This is a genomic window from Kineosporia succinea, assembly GCF_030811555.1.
Lineage (GTDB): Bacteria > Actinomycetota > Actinomycetes > Actinomycetales > Kineosporiaceae > Kineosporia > Kineosporia succinea.
In genome coordinates this window covers 3,556,276-3,569,511 of record NZ_JAUSQZ010000001.1, presented here as the reverse complement: position 1 = coordinate 3,569,511, position 13,236 = coordinate 3,556,276, and the positions used below count along the sequence as shown (strand labels likewise).

The following is a 13,236-nucleotide window of genomic DNA, read 5'->3' as shown; positions in this document are numbered from 1 at the left end:
CGGAGGGCCGGGTGGCCGCCGTTGTCAGGCGGCCACCACGACCTTCCGCGGCCGGCCCCGGGGCCGCTTGCGCGGGACGACCACGCCGGCGACGAAGAGCTCGCCACCCCAGACACCCCACGGCTCGTGCCGCTCCAGGGCGCCGGCAAGGCATTCGGCCCGCACCGGGCAGTCGTTGCACAGAGCCTTCGCGTGCTCCACATCCGTCGGAGACTCTGCGAACCAGAGCTCCGCGTCGAACACCCGGCATGGCATCTCGGTGGTGACCTGGTCGATCTCTTCCACCAAGGCGTCGAGCAAGGCGGTGAGCTGCACGGGTTTCATCCCCCTCGGGTTGTTCCCCCGGCGCCGGCCGGGAGCTGTTTCATCTTTCGAATTGGGAACAGGAGCTGACTGTCTTCTCATCGGTGAACCGGAAAACCCTTGTCAGACAACGAAAAAGCCGCGGACCCCCGAGGGGGTCCGCGGCTTCAAGCGAGGCCGGAAGAGGCGTTTGCCTATCCGGAGCCATCGCTGGCCTGAGACCCGTAACGGGGCTTGGAGAAATCGGAGATCGGGCGCACGGCGGACGGCTGACCCGTCAGGCCAGCCCCGGCGGCGGCAAAGCCACTACCGCCCCAGAAGGAATCCTGGTTCGGCGAGATGACCTGCAAGCGCACTTCACCCGTCAGAACGAGTTCGGTGGCACCGAGGCAATACCCGCGCGCGCTCAGAGCGGCGAAGCCCGAGGAGATCGGGGTGGCCGCGCTACGCATGCTGATCGTTTGCGTGTTCACGTGTCGCCACCTCCTGCTCTCTACTCGGGCGGGCCTTCTTCAGGCCTGCCGCAGCGCGATTGTCGTCACTTCAGGACAACGAGATCGAGAGTAGACGCCTCTGTGCCGCAGGGACAACGTATTTAACGGCGAATACTGCGTGGCACCCACCCGAACGGGCTAGTAATCCAGGTGTTCTCGTTGCGGCACAGCGTCTTTGGAATTTCCAAAAAAGTTTTGGGGGTGCCGGTTCAGGACCTGTTCACGGCAATCAGGATCAGGAAGAGCACGGGCAACGCGCCGAAGCACAGCAGCAGTCCCAGACGGGTGGGCACCGGCGACGCGGCGACCTCCGGGTCCCGTGACCGGTTGCCCAGTTTCAGCGCGACCGACGCCACCACGAACCCGATGAGCGGCACCACCACGCCGTAACGGATGAAGTCGGGGTTGTTGCCGGTCGTGGCGAAACCGATGAACTGCACCAGCATGATGACCAGGGCCGTCACCCCGAACACCACGAACCCACGGGTGCCCCCACCCAGACCGGGCAGCAGGTTGGGCCGGATCGCCCGGTTGTGCGCGGCCGCGCCCTCGACCTCGGCGGCGTCGAGCAGCTGGGCCACCCGGGCCAGGTCGGTCTGTGGCTCCACCGGCCCCTCCGGCACCGGCCCGGGCCCGACCGGCGGGCGCAGTTTCGCCTTCGAGGCGAACGCGGTCATGTGGTAGCGCTGGTTCTCGAGCCGGGCCAGGAGTTCGTCGGCGTGCTCGGACATCTCGGCCACGCCCTCGCGGATCCCGGCCGTGCGCGCGTTCTCCTCGGCCCGCACCGCATCCAGCCGCCGGGCGTACTCCGCGTACTCGGCCCAGCCCTCGGCAGTCGACGGCATCAGGCGAACTCCTCGCTGTAGCGCCCCGGAGAGACGAACGGGACGATCAGTTCCTCGCGGTCCTCGTGCCGGTCGATCAGCAGTGCCCGGTTGTGCCGCGGCTGCCAGTGCAGGTTCGCCCGGCCGATCAGCGAGCCGACCTCGTTGCCCTTCACGTTGAGCGCGACCACGCCGGCCACGTCGTCCTTGCCGCCGAGACCGAGGTCATCGACCAGACGCCGCACACCCCGCCACCAGCCGAAGAAGTGCACCCCCGCCGCCGGGCCCTCACGCAGCAGCTTGCGGAAGTCGTCGATGCCGGCCCGGCCGCGTTCCTTCTGCTTGAGGGTGGAGGTGGCCGCGTCGGCGCCGTAGACGAAGACATAGGTGGGGTTCATCAGCTTGGGCGGCTCGTCGACCAGACGCCGCAGCAGCTGGGGATAGTCGGGCAGCCGCAGCATCCCGGCCTGGTGCCCGCCCCGCAGCAGCCGGCTCTCGAGCTGGTCCACCTCTTCGTCGACGGCCCCGACCAGGCTCACCAGGTGGAAGGTGGCCTCACCGGGAGCGTGCTGCCCGGCCAGGCTGATCGCGGCCGAGGCCAGCACGTCGGCGCCGACCGGTGAGGTGCCGAGCACCGCCAGGTGACGACCGGGCGAGGAGTCGAGCGGGAACGCGGCCGAGGACAGGCCCACATCGACCTGGCGCCCGACCAGCGCCACCTTGCGGCGGCGGCCGACGACGCGGCGGGACGGCGGGGGCGCCTCGTCGACGGAGTACTCGGCGTACCCGATGAACACCGCGGGCGGCGGAGAGCCGGGCATCCGCATCTCCCACATCCGGTGGCGCAGCGAGTGCAGGCTGGGCGCGTCGGCGTCGGGAAACCGGGCTCGGCGGTTGGCGCTGGCCACACCGGCCGCGTCGTTGAGCACGATCTGGCCGACCGGCAGAGCGGCCGCCGCGTCGTTCATGGTGTCGAGGATGCCGCCGCCCCCGGACAGCGCGACCCGCATGCCGAACTGCCCGAAGACCGACTTGCCCTTGGTGAAGAGCGACTCGATGCCGGCGATCGACTGGCTGGCCATGATCAGGTGCACGCCGTACGACCGGCCCTTGCGGGCGATCTCCTCGAGCAGGGCCACCGAACGCTTGGCGGTGTCGTCGGTGCCCTTGAGCAGCACGTGGAACTCGTCGATCACGGTCAGGACGCGGGGCAGCGCGACGTCGGGGCGGGAGGTGCGCAACTGGGCCAGGTTGGTGACGCCGGCCTTCTTCATCGCGGCGGCCCGGCGGCTCATCTCGCGCACCAGCTCGGTGAGCACGGCCAGGCCGTACTCCCGGTCGGACTCGACGCCGACGGTGCGGGCGTGCGGCACCCAGGTCGGGTCGATCTCGGTCGGGATGAACTCCGAGAACGACACGCCCTCCTTGAAATCCAGCAGGTAGAGCGCGAGTTCGTCGGGTGAGTAGCGGGCAGCCAGGCCGTAGAGAATGTCGAGCAGGAAGACCGTCTTGCCCGAGCCGGTGCGCCCGGCGACCAGCCAGTGCGGCGTCTGGTCGTCGAGCGAGACCAGGGCGTCGCCCCGGCCGACCCGCCCGATCAGGGTGGTCAGGCCGTCGACCGACGACTGCGTCCAGAGCTTCTCGGGCACCAGGTCGTCGAACACCAGCTTGCCGTCGGACTCGGCCTTGGCGGCGACCCGGCGGCACAGCTCGTCGATCAGCCCGGGCGGCGGCGCCGGGTCGAGCGAGACGGCGGCGTTGAGCGCACGGCCCTCGCCCCCGAAGCTCTCCAGCGGCGGGTCGCCCACCCGGAAGTGCCCGCGGGAGGACGGGTCGCTGGTCACCAGGGTGGTGCGCTCGAGCGGCGGGGCCTGGTCCCACGACGACCGGGACCGGCTCCCCCAGCCGGCCAGCAGCAGGTGCACCCGCGCGGCCGGGCCGGCGTGGGCCAGGGCCGCGAGCCGGGCGAGGTCGCCCCGGCCGCAGTTCGGCGGCAGCGCCGCGGTGACCAGCACCAGCACGTCGGGCGACGGGTTCAGCCCGGCCTGCACCTGCTTGACCTGCTCCTCGGCCTCGGTGAGCAGCTCGCGGAACTCCTCCAGCCCACTCACCGGCTCGTTCATCACCCCGGCCGGGACCAGGGCGTGGAACGGGGCCAGCGGGGCGCCGAGGGCACCGCCGTCGACGGCGAGGAGACGCAGCTGACCGGCCGGGAAAGAGGCCACCAGCCGGGTGATCACGCTGCGCAGGAGCCCGGCCACGGCCGGGTCGCGGGCGTCGGTGTCGAGCGCGATGTGGCCGACGCCGGTGAACGGCACCACCACCGGGAAGCCGACGCCGGGCAGGGGCTGTGCGTCGCCGATCCGGATCATCGCCGGATCACCGGCCCGGGCCGTGTGCTCGAGGGGAAAGCGCTGCTCGCCGATGACCGGCCAGGGTGCGCCCAGCCACTGCGGGGCCGCGGCCGCCGCCGCACGTTCCAGCCGCGCCGCCAGGGCGGTCTGCTGCTGAGCCGACTCGGCGCTGTGCGTCGAGTCGGCCTCGAGCCGGTCGAGCCGCTCCCGCACCGCGTCGAGCAGCCCCTGGGCCTCGAGGTGCGTCTTCACGGCGCGTTCGAACAGCGTCTTCGCGCTGATCACCGAGGGATCCTCCGAAACCTGGCCATACCGAGCTCATGGGTCACGAACCACGATAGGCCGTAAACACCCCCTAGGGGGTTTCCCAGGACTTCCCGGCCAGCACCGCGAACACGTCGTCGCCCCATCGCTGCAGCTTGGAGGCCCCGACCCCGGGCAGCGAGGAGAGCTCACCGGGATCGCGCGGTTTCGCCTCGGCGATCGCCATCAGCGTGGCGTCGGTGAAGATCACGAAGGCCGGCAGGCGGCAGGCCTCGGCCGCGGCGGTGCGCCAGTCGCGCAGCCGCTGCAGCGTCTCCTCGTCGTAGCCGGCCGGGCAGACCGAGCAGCGGCCCACCTTGCGCTCGACCGCGGTGGTGAGGGCGCGCTCGCAGATCTTGCACAGGGCGGGTGGACGTTTCGGTACCGGACGCGCCTCGCGCACCTTGGGTGCACGGGGGCTTCCGGAGGACGTCGGGGTTCCCTCGCCCGTCAGCAGCCCGTCGAGGAACCGGGACGGGTTGCGGCTCGCGCGGCCGCCCGGGTTGCGCGAGCGCGACCAGGACAGGTGCAGGAACTCCCGGGCCCGGGTGATGCCGACGTAGAAGAGCCGGCGTTCCTCCTCGACCGCGTCCCAGTTCTCGGCGAACGAGATCGGCATCAGGCCCTCGGACAGGCCGATCAGGAACACCGCGTCCCACTCCAGGCCCTTGGCCGCGTGGAGCGAGGCCAGCGTGACGCCCTCGACGGCCGGGGCGTGCTGGGCCGAGGAGCGCTCGTCGAGCTCGGCGACCAGGTCGGACAGGGTGGCCTCGGGGCGGTTGGCGGCCAGGTCGTCGGCCAGCGCGGCGAGCGCCTGCAGCGACTCCCAGCGTTCGCGCACCCCACCGGCCTGGACCCCGGTCGGGGCCACGGGCGTCCATCCGCAGTGGGACAGCACGTCGCGGGTGGCCTCGCTCAGGGTGCCGCCGTCGACGCCGCCGCGGGCGGAACCGCGGATCAGCATGACCGCCTCGCGCACCTCCTTGCGCTGCCAGAACCGCTCGCCGCCGCGCAGCACGTAGGGCAGGCCGGCGTCGGCCAGTGCCTGCTCCATCTGCTCGGACTGCGAGTTGGTGCGGAAGAGCACGGCGATCTCGCGGGCCCGGGTGCCGTCGTCGAGCAGTCCGGAGACCTGCTTGGCCACGGCGGCGGCCTCGGCCGCGTCGTCGTCGTGCACGGTGAGCCGGGGGGCCGGGCCGGACTCGCGCTGCGAGCGCAGGTCGAGCGGGGCCGGGCCGGAGGTCTTGACCCGGCGGGCCAGGAGGCGGTTGGCGAGCGAGACGATCTGCGGGGTGGAGCGGTAGTCACGCACGAGCCGGACGACGGTGGCGTCGGGGTAGGTGTGCGGGAAGGTCATCAGGTGCTCGGGCGAGGCGCCGGTGAAGGAGTAGATGGTCTGGCTCGGGTCGCCGACCACGCAGATCTCCTTGCGGGTGCCCAGCCACTGGCTGAGCAGGCGCTGCTGCAGGGCGGAGACGTCCTGGTACTCGTCGACGACGAAGTGCCGGTACTGGCCGCGCACCTCCTCGGCCACCTTGGGGTGAGCCTCGATGATCCCGGCCATGAGGAGCAGGACGTCCTCGAAATCGATCTGGCCGCGGTCGGTCTTGGTCTCCTCGTAGACCTGGATCAGGCGGGAGACGGTCTCGACCGGGAAGCCGCCGGGCTCGCCGCGGCCGGCGGCGCGGGCGGCGGTGACGTAGCTCTCGGGGGTGAGCAGCGAGACCTTCGACCACTCGATCTCGGCGGCCAGGTCGCGCACGGCGGTGCGGTCGACGGTGATGCGCAGGCGGGCCGCGGCGTCGGCGACCATGCGGGCCTTGTGCTCGAGCAGCTCGGGCGGCCGGCCGCCGATGACGCGGGGGAAGAAGTAGCCGAGCTGGCGCAGGGCGGCGGCGTGGAAGGTGCGGGCCTGGACCCCGCCGACGCCGAGCTCGCGCAGCCGGGTGCGCATCTCACCGGCGGCGCGGGCGGTGAACGTGACCGCGAGAACCTGCTGGGGCTTGTAGACACCGGAGTGCACGCCGTAGGCGATGCGGTGGGTGATGGCGCGGGTCTTGCCGGTGCCGGCGCCGGCCAGGACGCAGACCGGGCCGCGCACGGCCAGGGCCACCTCGCGCTGCTCGGGGTCCAGCCCTTCGAGCATGCCGTCGGCACCGTGGGCTGGGGAGGTCATCAGGGGATTCTCTCAGCCCCGGGGAGCGGCCGGGAACGCGGCTGGGAACACGGTCGGGAACACAGCCCCGGGCCACGCTGTTGAACGCTCGACGAGTTAGGTCCGACCCGAGGAAGGCATGTCGATGGACGCCCCGGCTCCCGGCACGATCACGATGTTCAGCACCACCTGGTGCGGCTACTGCCAGCGGCTCAAGAGCCAGCTGAAGCGTGAAGGCATCGAGTACACCGAGGTGAACATCGAGGAGGTGCCCGACGCGGCCGACTACGTGATGTCGGTGAACGGTGGCAACCAGACGGTTCCGACGGTGGTCTTCCCCGACGGTTCCGCGGCGACCAACCCGTCGCTCGCCGAGGTGAAGTCCCGCCTCGTGCCGACCGCCTGACCGTCCTGACGCTTCAGGAACTGGCCGACCGGATCGCCCGGCTGCTCGTCGAGCGGCTGGGCGATTCCGGTGTGGACGAGCGTCCCCGGCTCCGGCTCGCGGTCGACGGGCCGGTGCAGGCCGACACCGCCCGGCTGGCGGACGTGGTGGCCGGCTCGCTGAGCGACCTCGCCGTGCCGGTCGCGCGGGTCAGTACCCGCGACTTCCTGCGCGGGCGCTCGGTGCGGCTGGAGTACGGACACGACGACCCGGACTCGGTCTACGACCTGTACTACGACTTCCCGGCGCTGCGGCGGGAGGTGCTCGACGCGCTGGCACCCGACGGGCGCCACACCTGGCTGCCGCGCCTGCGCGACCCGGAGACCGACCGCTCGGTGCGGGTCTCCCCGGAACCGGCGCCACCGGGCACGGTCGCGGTCGTCGACGGGCGTTTCCTGGCCCGTGACGACGTGCGCGACGGCTTCGACCTGATCGTGCACCTCGACGTCTCCGAGGGGGCGTTGGGACGCCGGTTGCCCGCCGACGAGGCGAAACGCACCTCGGGTGCGTGGGCGCGGTACCTGACCGAGGACGCGCCGGCCGAGTACGCCGATCTGGTGGTGCGTTTCGACCACCCCGACCGACCCGCGCTCAAGCCGGGCTGACGCGCCGGGGGCGACCGGCGCGTCCGCCATACTGCTCTTCGGGTTCGCCCTACCAGGCCGACGGATCGTCGGGAATCGGCGCACCGAACCAGTCTTCGATGAGACGGCGGGCGATCGAGACCGCGGGCGGCAGCACCACGCGGCCGGCCTTGATGTCGGCCTGCAGCTCCTCGCGACTCCACCAGCGGGCCTCGGCGAGCTCCAGCTCGTCCACCCGGATCCGGCTCGACAGCGCCTCGCCGCGGAACCCGAGCATGAGGGACGAGGGGAACGGCCAGGGCTGACTGCCCCGGTAGGCGACGTCCCCGACGAGGACGCCGGACTCCTCGGCGACCTCCCGGCGCACCGCGTCTTCCAGCGACTCGCCCGGCTCGACGAAGCCCGCGAGCGTGGAGTAGCGGTTCTCCGGCCAGGTGGCCCCGCGCCCCAGCAGCACCCGGTCGTCGGGACCGACGACGGTCATGATGACGGCGGGGTCGGTGCGCGGGTAGTGCTCTCGTCTGCAGTTCGGGCACAGGCGCACCCAGCCGCCCTGCACCACCTCGGTGCCCGTGCCGCAGTTGGCACAGTGGGTGTGGAAGGTGTGCCAGGCGATCAGTGCGACGGCCGTGGTGAAGATGCCCGCGCCGCTGTCGTCGAGCAGCGCGCCGGTGTCGCGCAGCGTCGCCCAGCTCGCCCCCTCGGGCAGCGGCGGGCGCTCGGTGACACTCAGCGCGAGGTAGCCGCGGCCCTGCTCGTCCTCCCCCAGGAAGAACTGATGCTCACCGGTTTTCACCCCGGCGAGCTCCTCGACCGACCACAGGTGCACCGTCGGTGCAGTGGTCACCGCGGTCTCGCCCTCGTGGAACAACGCGACCCGGGCGGTGGGGTCGGCGAGGAGGGTCGCGATCAGCCGGGGATCGGACCGCCGGTGGGCCGCCCGGTCGAGCGTGGACCGGGACAGGGCGAGACGCTCCAGGTGCATAGCCGCACCCTAATCCGGTTCTGCGGTTACGGTGGATCGGTGCCCTCCCGATCTGCCCTGGCCCTGGCCGCGATGGCCTCCGCCGCCATCAGCGGCCTGGAGCCGATGCGCACCCAGACGCTCGACGCGACGGCCGACGACGTCGACACCGCCCTGATCGAAGACAACCTGAGCCGGCACTGGGTGGTGCGCGCCCCGCGTAACGACGTGGCCGGTATGCGACTCGACGCCGAGTCCCAGCTCGTGGCCCAGCTGCGCTCGTGGCTGCCGTTCGGCATGCCCGAGGCCGAAGGGGTCGCCCCGCTGCGCAACGGCGGGCGCGCGATCGTGCACCGGCAGCTGCCCGGGCGGCCCGTCCGCCCGCTCGAGCTGCTGCACCGGCCGGCGCTCGCGGCGTCCTACGGCGAGGCCATCGCGGCGATCCACGACCTGCCCCCGCGGCTGGTGGAAGAGGCCGGGCTGCCGGTGTACACGGCCGAGGAGTACCGGTTCCGGCGGCTGGCCGAGCTCGACCGGGTGGCGGCGACCGGGCTCACCCCGGTGCGGCTGCTGACCCGCTGGGAGCACGCGGTCGAAGAGGTCGGGGCGTGGCGCTTCATCCCCTGCGTGGTGCACGGCGACCTGGCCGGCGACAACGTGCTGGCCGACGGCGAGAAGGTGACCGGGGTGATGGAGTGGTCGGAGACCCGGGTCGCCGATCCCGCCGACGACCTGGCCTGGGTCTCGATCGGCGCGACCGAGCCGGCGATGCGCCCGGTGCTCGAGGCCTACACGGCGGCGCGGTCCGAGCCGGTCGACGTCGACCTGGCCCGCCGGGCGCGGCTGTCCGGCGAGTTCGCGATCGCCCGGTGGCTGCTGCACGGCGTGCACACCGACGACGCGGCGATCGTGGACGACGCCGTGCAGATGCTCGCCGACCTGGAGGCAGGGGTCGGTGACCAGCCCTGGTGAGGTTCTGCGGGTCGCATCGCTGAACGTGTTCTCGGGGCGCACCGCCTCCGGCACCTTCGCTTCTTCCTCGTCCCTGTCGTCCGCGGCGGCGGCGCTCGACGTGGATGTGCTCGGGTGCCAGGAGGTGGATCGGGGGCAGCCGCGTTCTTCCGGGGTGGACCAGACCGCTCTGCTGGCGGCCGGGCTCGGGGCTTCGTGGTCCCGCTTCGAACCCACGGTGTCGGGGACGCCCGGGGAGACGTGGGTGCCCTTCCCGGCTTCGGGTGCCGACGGGCCGGCGTACGGGATCTGCCTGGTCTCCCGGGTTCCCGTGGTTTCGTGGCACACGCTGCGGCTGGACCCCTCGCCCGGCCGCTTCCCGATGCCCGTGCCCGGGCGGCCGCCGCGGATGATCTGGCTGAAGGACGAGCCCCGGGTGGCGCTCGCGGCGGTCCTGGCCACCGGGGTCACGGTGGTGTGCACCCACCTGTCGTTCGTGCCGGGTGTGAATCTGCGCCAGCTGCGCCGGATCCGGACCTGGCTGTCGTCCCTGGAGGTGCCCCGGCCGGTGGTGGTGCTGGGCGACCTGAACCTCCCCGCGCTGCCGGTGCGCCGGGCGACCGGCTGGACCCCACTGGTGAGCACGCCGACCTTCCCGGGCTGGCGGCCGGGGGTGCAGCTCGACCACGTGCTCGGGGTGGGGCTGGCGCCGGGCACGAGCGCCCGGGGCGAGGGAGTCGCAGACCTGCCGGTGGGCGATCACCGTGCCGTTCGGGTAGTTCTCGACCTGCCGGGCCGGTGATTTCCGGCATTTGCCCACAGCGGCCGTGGTCCTGACAGCCGCCGTTCAGACCCGGTGGGTAGGGTTGCCGATATGACATGGCTTGTGACCGGCGGCGCCGGCTACATCGGTGCACACATCGCTCGCTGCCTCAAGGAGTCGGGCCGGTCGGTTGCCGTCCTGGACGACCTCTCGACCGGCGTGCGGAATTTCGTCGATCCGGGCACGCGCTTCCACGAGGGTTCCATCCTCGACGCCGACGTGCTCAGGACCGCTCTGACCGAGACGGACGGCACGCCCATCACGGGCGTGATCCACTGCGCGGGCTTCAAGTACGCGGGCGAGTCGGTGAAGCGGCCGCTGCACACGTACACGCAGAACGTGCAGGGCACCCAGCACCTGCTCGAGGTGATGGCCGAGGCCGGGGTGAAGAACATCGTGTTCTCCTCCAGCGCGGGCGTCTACGGCACCCCGGACACCGAACTGGTCACCGAGACCACCGCCACGACACCCGAATCACCGTACGGTGAGAGCAAACTCATCGGCGAGTGGCTGCTGCGCAACGTCGGCCGGGTCTCCGACCTGACCCACACATCGCTGCGGTACTTCAACGTGGTCGGCTCCGGCCACCCCGACATCTACGACGTCAGCCCCCACAACCTGTTCCCGGTGGTGCTGAAAACCCTCACCGAGGGCGGAATCCCGCAGGTCCGTGGCACCGACTACGCCACCCCCGACGGTTCCTGCGTGCGCGACTACGTGCACGTGCAGGACATCGCGCTGGCCCACGTCGCGGCCGCCGCCCGGATGGAGGCCGGGCAGTCCATCGAGCGGGTCTACAACCTGGGCAGCGGCAGCGGCGCCTCGGTTCTCGAGATCATGACCGCGGTCGCCAAGGTCACCGGAATCGCCTTCGAGCCGCGGGTTGTCGACCGGCGCCCGGGCGACCCGGCGCGGATCGTGGCCGACGGTCAGCTGGCCCGGCGTGACCTGGAGTGGGACACCCGGCACACGCTCGAGGACATGGTCGCCTCGGCGTGGTCGGCGTGGCAGGCCGCGTCCTCGACCCGCTAGGTCGTCACCGGAACCCGGGGTGCAGCCCTGCACCCCGGGTTCCGTTGCGTAGCGGGGATTTCACACACCGTCGGCTTATCGCTCGATGCGGCATTTTGTCGGTGTCTCAGGGCAGACTGGGGGCATGCAGACCGGTCCGCCCCAGGCACACCGCAACGATCCCGGTGTGATGCAGCGATTGCTCACCACGCCCGCGCGCTGGGCGGTGGTCGGGCTGTCCGACAACCGCGCGCGGCCCGCGTACGGCGTCGCGCGCTACGTGCAGAACCTCGGCATGCGCATCGTTCCGGTGCACCCCAAGGCCGACACCGTGCACGGCGCCCGGGGCTACGCCTCGCTGGCCGAGGCCGTGGCCGCCGAGGGCCCGGTCGAGGTGGTCGACTGCTTCGTGCGCAGTGAGCTGGTGGGCGAGGTCGTCGACGAGGCGATCGCGGTCGGTGCGAAGGCCGTCTGGCTGCAGCTGGGCGTGGTCGACGAGGCCGCGGCGGCCCGGGCGGCCGCGGCGGGGCTGGCGGTCGTGATGGACACCTGTCCGGCGATCGAGGCACCGAGGCTGGGAGTGGCATGAGCGACGACAAGTACTGGTCACCCGACGAGGCGGCCGGCCGGCCGAAGCGGCGATCGGGCGGGCCGGGCGGTGGGCCGGGCCGTGGTCAGGGGCAGGGTCGCGGTCAGGGGCAGGGCCGTGGTCAGGGCGGCGGTCAAGGGCGTGGTCAGGGCCGTGACGCCTACGGTCCGGACGACGAGGTCGGCGACGTCTACCAGCAGCACGGTGGTGCCGATCCGAGCGCGCAGTACGGGCAGTACGTCGACGAGCACGACTCCTACGGGCGCGGTGGTTCCGGCCGCGACGACCAGTACGGGGCCTACGGCGCCGGTGACCGCGGGCCGTCCGGCCGGGGTCCCGCGGGGCAGGGTCCGGGCGGCCGGGGTCCGGGTGGGCGCGGGCCAAGTGGGCGCGGGCCGGGCGGTCCGGGCGGGCGTCCCTCGGCGGTGGGCACCGGCCGGCGGCTGCCGCGGCCGGGTGCCAAGCTCGTCGTGCTGGTCCTGGTCGGTCTGCTGATCGCCTACCCGATCATCCTCGGCTTCACCGCCTGGACGAGCCTCAACCGGGTCGACGCGGTGGGCCCGGCGCACGAGGGCTCGGAGCTCGAAGACACCCCCGGCCGCACCTACCTGGTGGTCGGCAGCGATGCCCGTGACGACCTGAGCGACGAGGAGAAGAAAGACCTCGGCACCGGCTCGGTCGCCGGTCAGCGCACCGACACGATCATGCTGCTGCACGTTCCCGGCGGTGACGGTCCCACGGTGCTGATCAGTGTGCCGCGTGACTCGTACGTGCCGATCCCGGGCCACGGCAGCAACAAGATCAACGCCGCGTACGCGTTCGGCGGCGCCACGCTGCTGATCCAGACCCTCGAGAACGTCGGCGGCGTGAAGATCGACGACTACGTCGAGACCGGCCTGGGCGGCTTCGCCAACATCGTCAATGCGATCGGCGGGGTCGAGCTGTGCCCCAAGCGCAACATGAAAGACAGCAAGGCCCACATCAACCTCAAAAAGGGCTGCCAGGACATGGACGGCAAGACCGCCCTCGGCTATGCCCGCGCCCGTTACAGCGACCCCAAGGGTGACCTGGGCCGGGTGGAGCGCCAGCGCGAGACCCTCGCCGCCATCGCCAAGAAGACCCTGTCCCCCGGCACGCTGATCCAGCCCTGGCGCTCGATCCCCGCGGCCAAGGCCGGCGGCGGGGCGCTCACGGTCGACGAGTCCACCGGCCCGATCGCGCTGACCAAGTTCGTGCTGGCGATGCGCGCGGTCTCGGGCAGCGAGGGCATCTCGATGACCGTGCCGATCGGCAACACCGACTACCGGGTCAACGGCATGTCGGCGGTGAAGTGGGACACCGAGAAGGCCCTGCAGATGTTCGACGCACTGAAGAAGGACAACACGGCGGCCCTGCAGAGCCTGGCCGACGAGCAGAAAGACAAGTGACGTGACCGG

The 13,236-nt window shown here is 71.8% G+C and carries 13 protein-coding genes; 7 read left to right on the top strand and 6 right to left on the bottom strand.

Annotation, left to right across the window (positions count from 1 at the left end; genetic code table 11):
- Nucleotides 1–24: 24 nt before the first annotated feature.
- The 5 genes from J2S57_RS15665 to J2S57_RS15645 all read right to left on the bottom strand — a co-directional run bounded on the left by J2S57_RS15665 (nucleotide 25) and on the right by J2S57_RS15645 (nucleotide 6,454).
- Nucleotides 25–405 (bottom strand): WhiB family transcriptional regulator, encoded by a 381-nt coding sequence (locus J2S57_RS15665; RefSeq protein WP_370882479.1) that lies wholly within the window; start codon nucleotides 403–405, stop codon nucleotides 25–27.
- Between the two features lie 92 nt (nucleotides 406–497).
- Nucleotides 498–776: a hypothetical protein gene (locus J2S57_RS15660; protein WP_307243340.1), complete on the bottom strand. Its 279-nt coding sequence runs from the start codon at nucleotides 774–776 to the stop codon at nucleotides 498–500.
- 230 nt (nucleotides 777–1,006) lie between these two features.
- Entirely contained in the window at nucleotides 1,007–1,642 is a 636-nt protein-coding gene (locus J2S57_RS15655) for a hypothetical protein (protein WP_307243337.1), read from the bottom strand.
- Entirely contained in the window at nucleotides 1,642–4,260 is a 2,619-nt protein-coding gene (locus tag J2S57_RS15650; protein ID WP_307243334.1) for an FtsK/SpoIIIE domain-containing protein, read from the bottom strand. The genes J2S57_RS15655 and J2S57_RS15650 overlap by 1 nt, the downstream gene beginning before the upstream one ends.
- Before the next feature lie 70 nt (nucleotides 4,261–4,330).
- Complete coding sequence (locus tag J2S57_RS15645; protein ID WP_307243332.1) at nucleotides 4,331–6,454, bottom strand: ATP-dependent DNA helicase UvrD2; 2,124 nt, start codon at nucleotides 6,452–6,454, stop codon at nucleotides 4,331–4,333.
- A 118-nt stretch (nucleotides 6,455–6,572) separates the two neighbouring features.
- Between J2S57_RS15645 and J2S57_RS15640 the strand changes: the two genes are divergently transcribed.
- Together J2S57_RS15640 and J2S57_RS15635 are read left to right on the top strand one after the other, a co-directional pair.
- Entirely contained in the window at nucleotides 6,573–6,839 is a 267-nt protein-coding gene (locus J2S57_RS15640) for a mycoredoxin (RefSeq protein WP_307243330.1), read from the top strand.
- A 71-nt stretch (nucleotides 6,840–6,910) separates the two neighbouring features.
- Nucleotides 6,911–7,483 carry a nucleoside/nucleotide kinase family protein gene (locus J2S57_RS15635; protein WP_307243328.1) on the top strand — a complete coding sequence of 191 codons (573 nt, stop codon included), beginning with the start codon at nucleotides 6,911–6,913 and terminating at the stop codon, nucleotides 7,481–7,483.
- A 49-nt stretch (nucleotides 7,484–7,532) separates the two neighbouring features.
- Here the strand turns inward: J2S57_RS15635 and nudC are convergent, their stop codons facing one another.
- The gene (nudC, locus tag J2S57_RS15630; RefSeq protein ID WP_307243326.1) at nucleotides 7,533–8,447 is read right to left on the bottom strand and encodes an NAD(+) diphosphatase; all 915 of its coding nucleotides are present in this window, start codon (nucleotides 8,445–8,447) and stop codon (nucleotides 7,533–7,535) included.
- 39 nt (nucleotides 8,448–8,486) lie between these two features.
- On the opposite strand from nudC, the gene J2S57_RS15625 reads away from it, so the two are divergent.
- The 5 genes from J2S57_RS15625 to J2S57_RS15605 all read left to right on the top strand — a co-directional run bounded on the left by J2S57_RS15625 (nucleotide 8,487) and on the right by J2S57_RS15605 (nucleotide 13,227).
- Nucleotides 8,487–9,398, top strand: coding sequence for a phosphotransferase (locus tag J2S57_RS15625; RefSeq protein ID WP_307243324.1), 912 nt, complete (start codon nucleotides 8,487–8,489; stop codon nucleotides 9,396–9,398).
- A 4-nt stretch (nucleotides 9,399–9,402) separates the two neighbouring features.
- Nucleotides 9,403–10,179: an endonuclease/exonuclease/phosphatase family protein gene (locus tag J2S57_RS15620; RefSeq protein ID WP_370882654.1), complete on the top strand. Its 777-nt coding sequence runs from the start codon at nucleotides 9,403–9,405 to the stop codon at nucleotides 10,177–10,179.
- A 72-nt stretch (nucleotides 10,180–10,251) separates the two neighbouring features.
- Complete coding sequence (galE, locus tag J2S57_RS15615) at nucleotides 10,252–11,232, top strand: UDP-glucose 4-epimerase GalE (RefSeq protein ID WP_307243320.1); 981 nt, start codon at nucleotides 10,252–10,254, stop codon at nucleotides 11,230–11,232.
- A 124-nt stretch (nucleotides 11,233–11,356) separates the two neighbouring features.
- Nucleotides 11,357–11,800 carry a CoA-binding protein gene (locus tag J2S57_RS15610; protein WP_307243317.1) on the top strand — a complete coding sequence of 148 codons (444 nt, stop codon included), beginning with the start codon at nucleotides 11,357–11,359 and terminating at the stop codon, nucleotides 11,798–11,800.
- The gene (locus J2S57_RS15605; protein WP_307243315.1) at nucleotides 11,797–13,227 is read left to right on the top strand and encodes an LCP family protein; all 1,431 of its coding nucleotides are present in this window, start codon (nucleotides 11,797–11,799) and stop codon (nucleotides 13,225–13,227) included. The genes J2S57_RS15610 and J2S57_RS15605 overlap by 4 nt, the downstream gene beginning before the upstream one ends.
- Nucleotides 13,228–13,236: the final 9 nt, after the last annotated feature.

Bases quoted from the DNA above. Each gene is read 5' to 3' on its own strand.
- J2S57_RS15665 (WP_370882479.1), bottom strand. From the start codon at position 405: ATGAGAAGACAGTCAGCTCCTGTTCCCAATTCGAAAGATGAAACAGCT.
- J2S57_RS15655 (WP_307243337.1), bottom strand. From the start codon at position 1,642: ATGCCGTCGACTGCCGAGGGCTGGGCCGAGTACGCGGAGTACGCCCGG.
- J2S57_RS15645 (WP_307243332.1), bottom strand. From the start codon at position 6,454: ATGACCTCCCCAGCCCACGGTGCCGACGGCATGCTCGAAGGGCTGGAC.
- J2S57_RS15640 (WP_307243330.1), top strand. From the start codon at position 6,573: ATGTCGATGGACGCCCCGGCTCCCGGCACGATCACGATGTTCAGCACC.
- nudC (WP_307243326.1), bottom strand. From the start codon at position 8,447: ATGCACCTGGAGCGTCTCGCCCTGTCCCGGTCCACGCTCGACCGGGCG.
- galE (WP_307243320.1), top strand. From the start codon at position 10,252: ATGACATGGCTTGTGACCGGCGGCGCCGGCTACATCGGTGCACACATC.
- J2S57_RS15610 (WP_307243317.1), top strand. From the start codon at position 11,357: ATGCAGACCGGTCCGCCCCAGGCACACCGCAACGATCCCGGTGTGATG.
- J2S57_RS15605 (WP_307243315.1), top strand. From the start codon at position 11,797: ATGAGCGACGACAAGTACTGGTCACCCGACGAGGCGGCCGGCCGGCCG.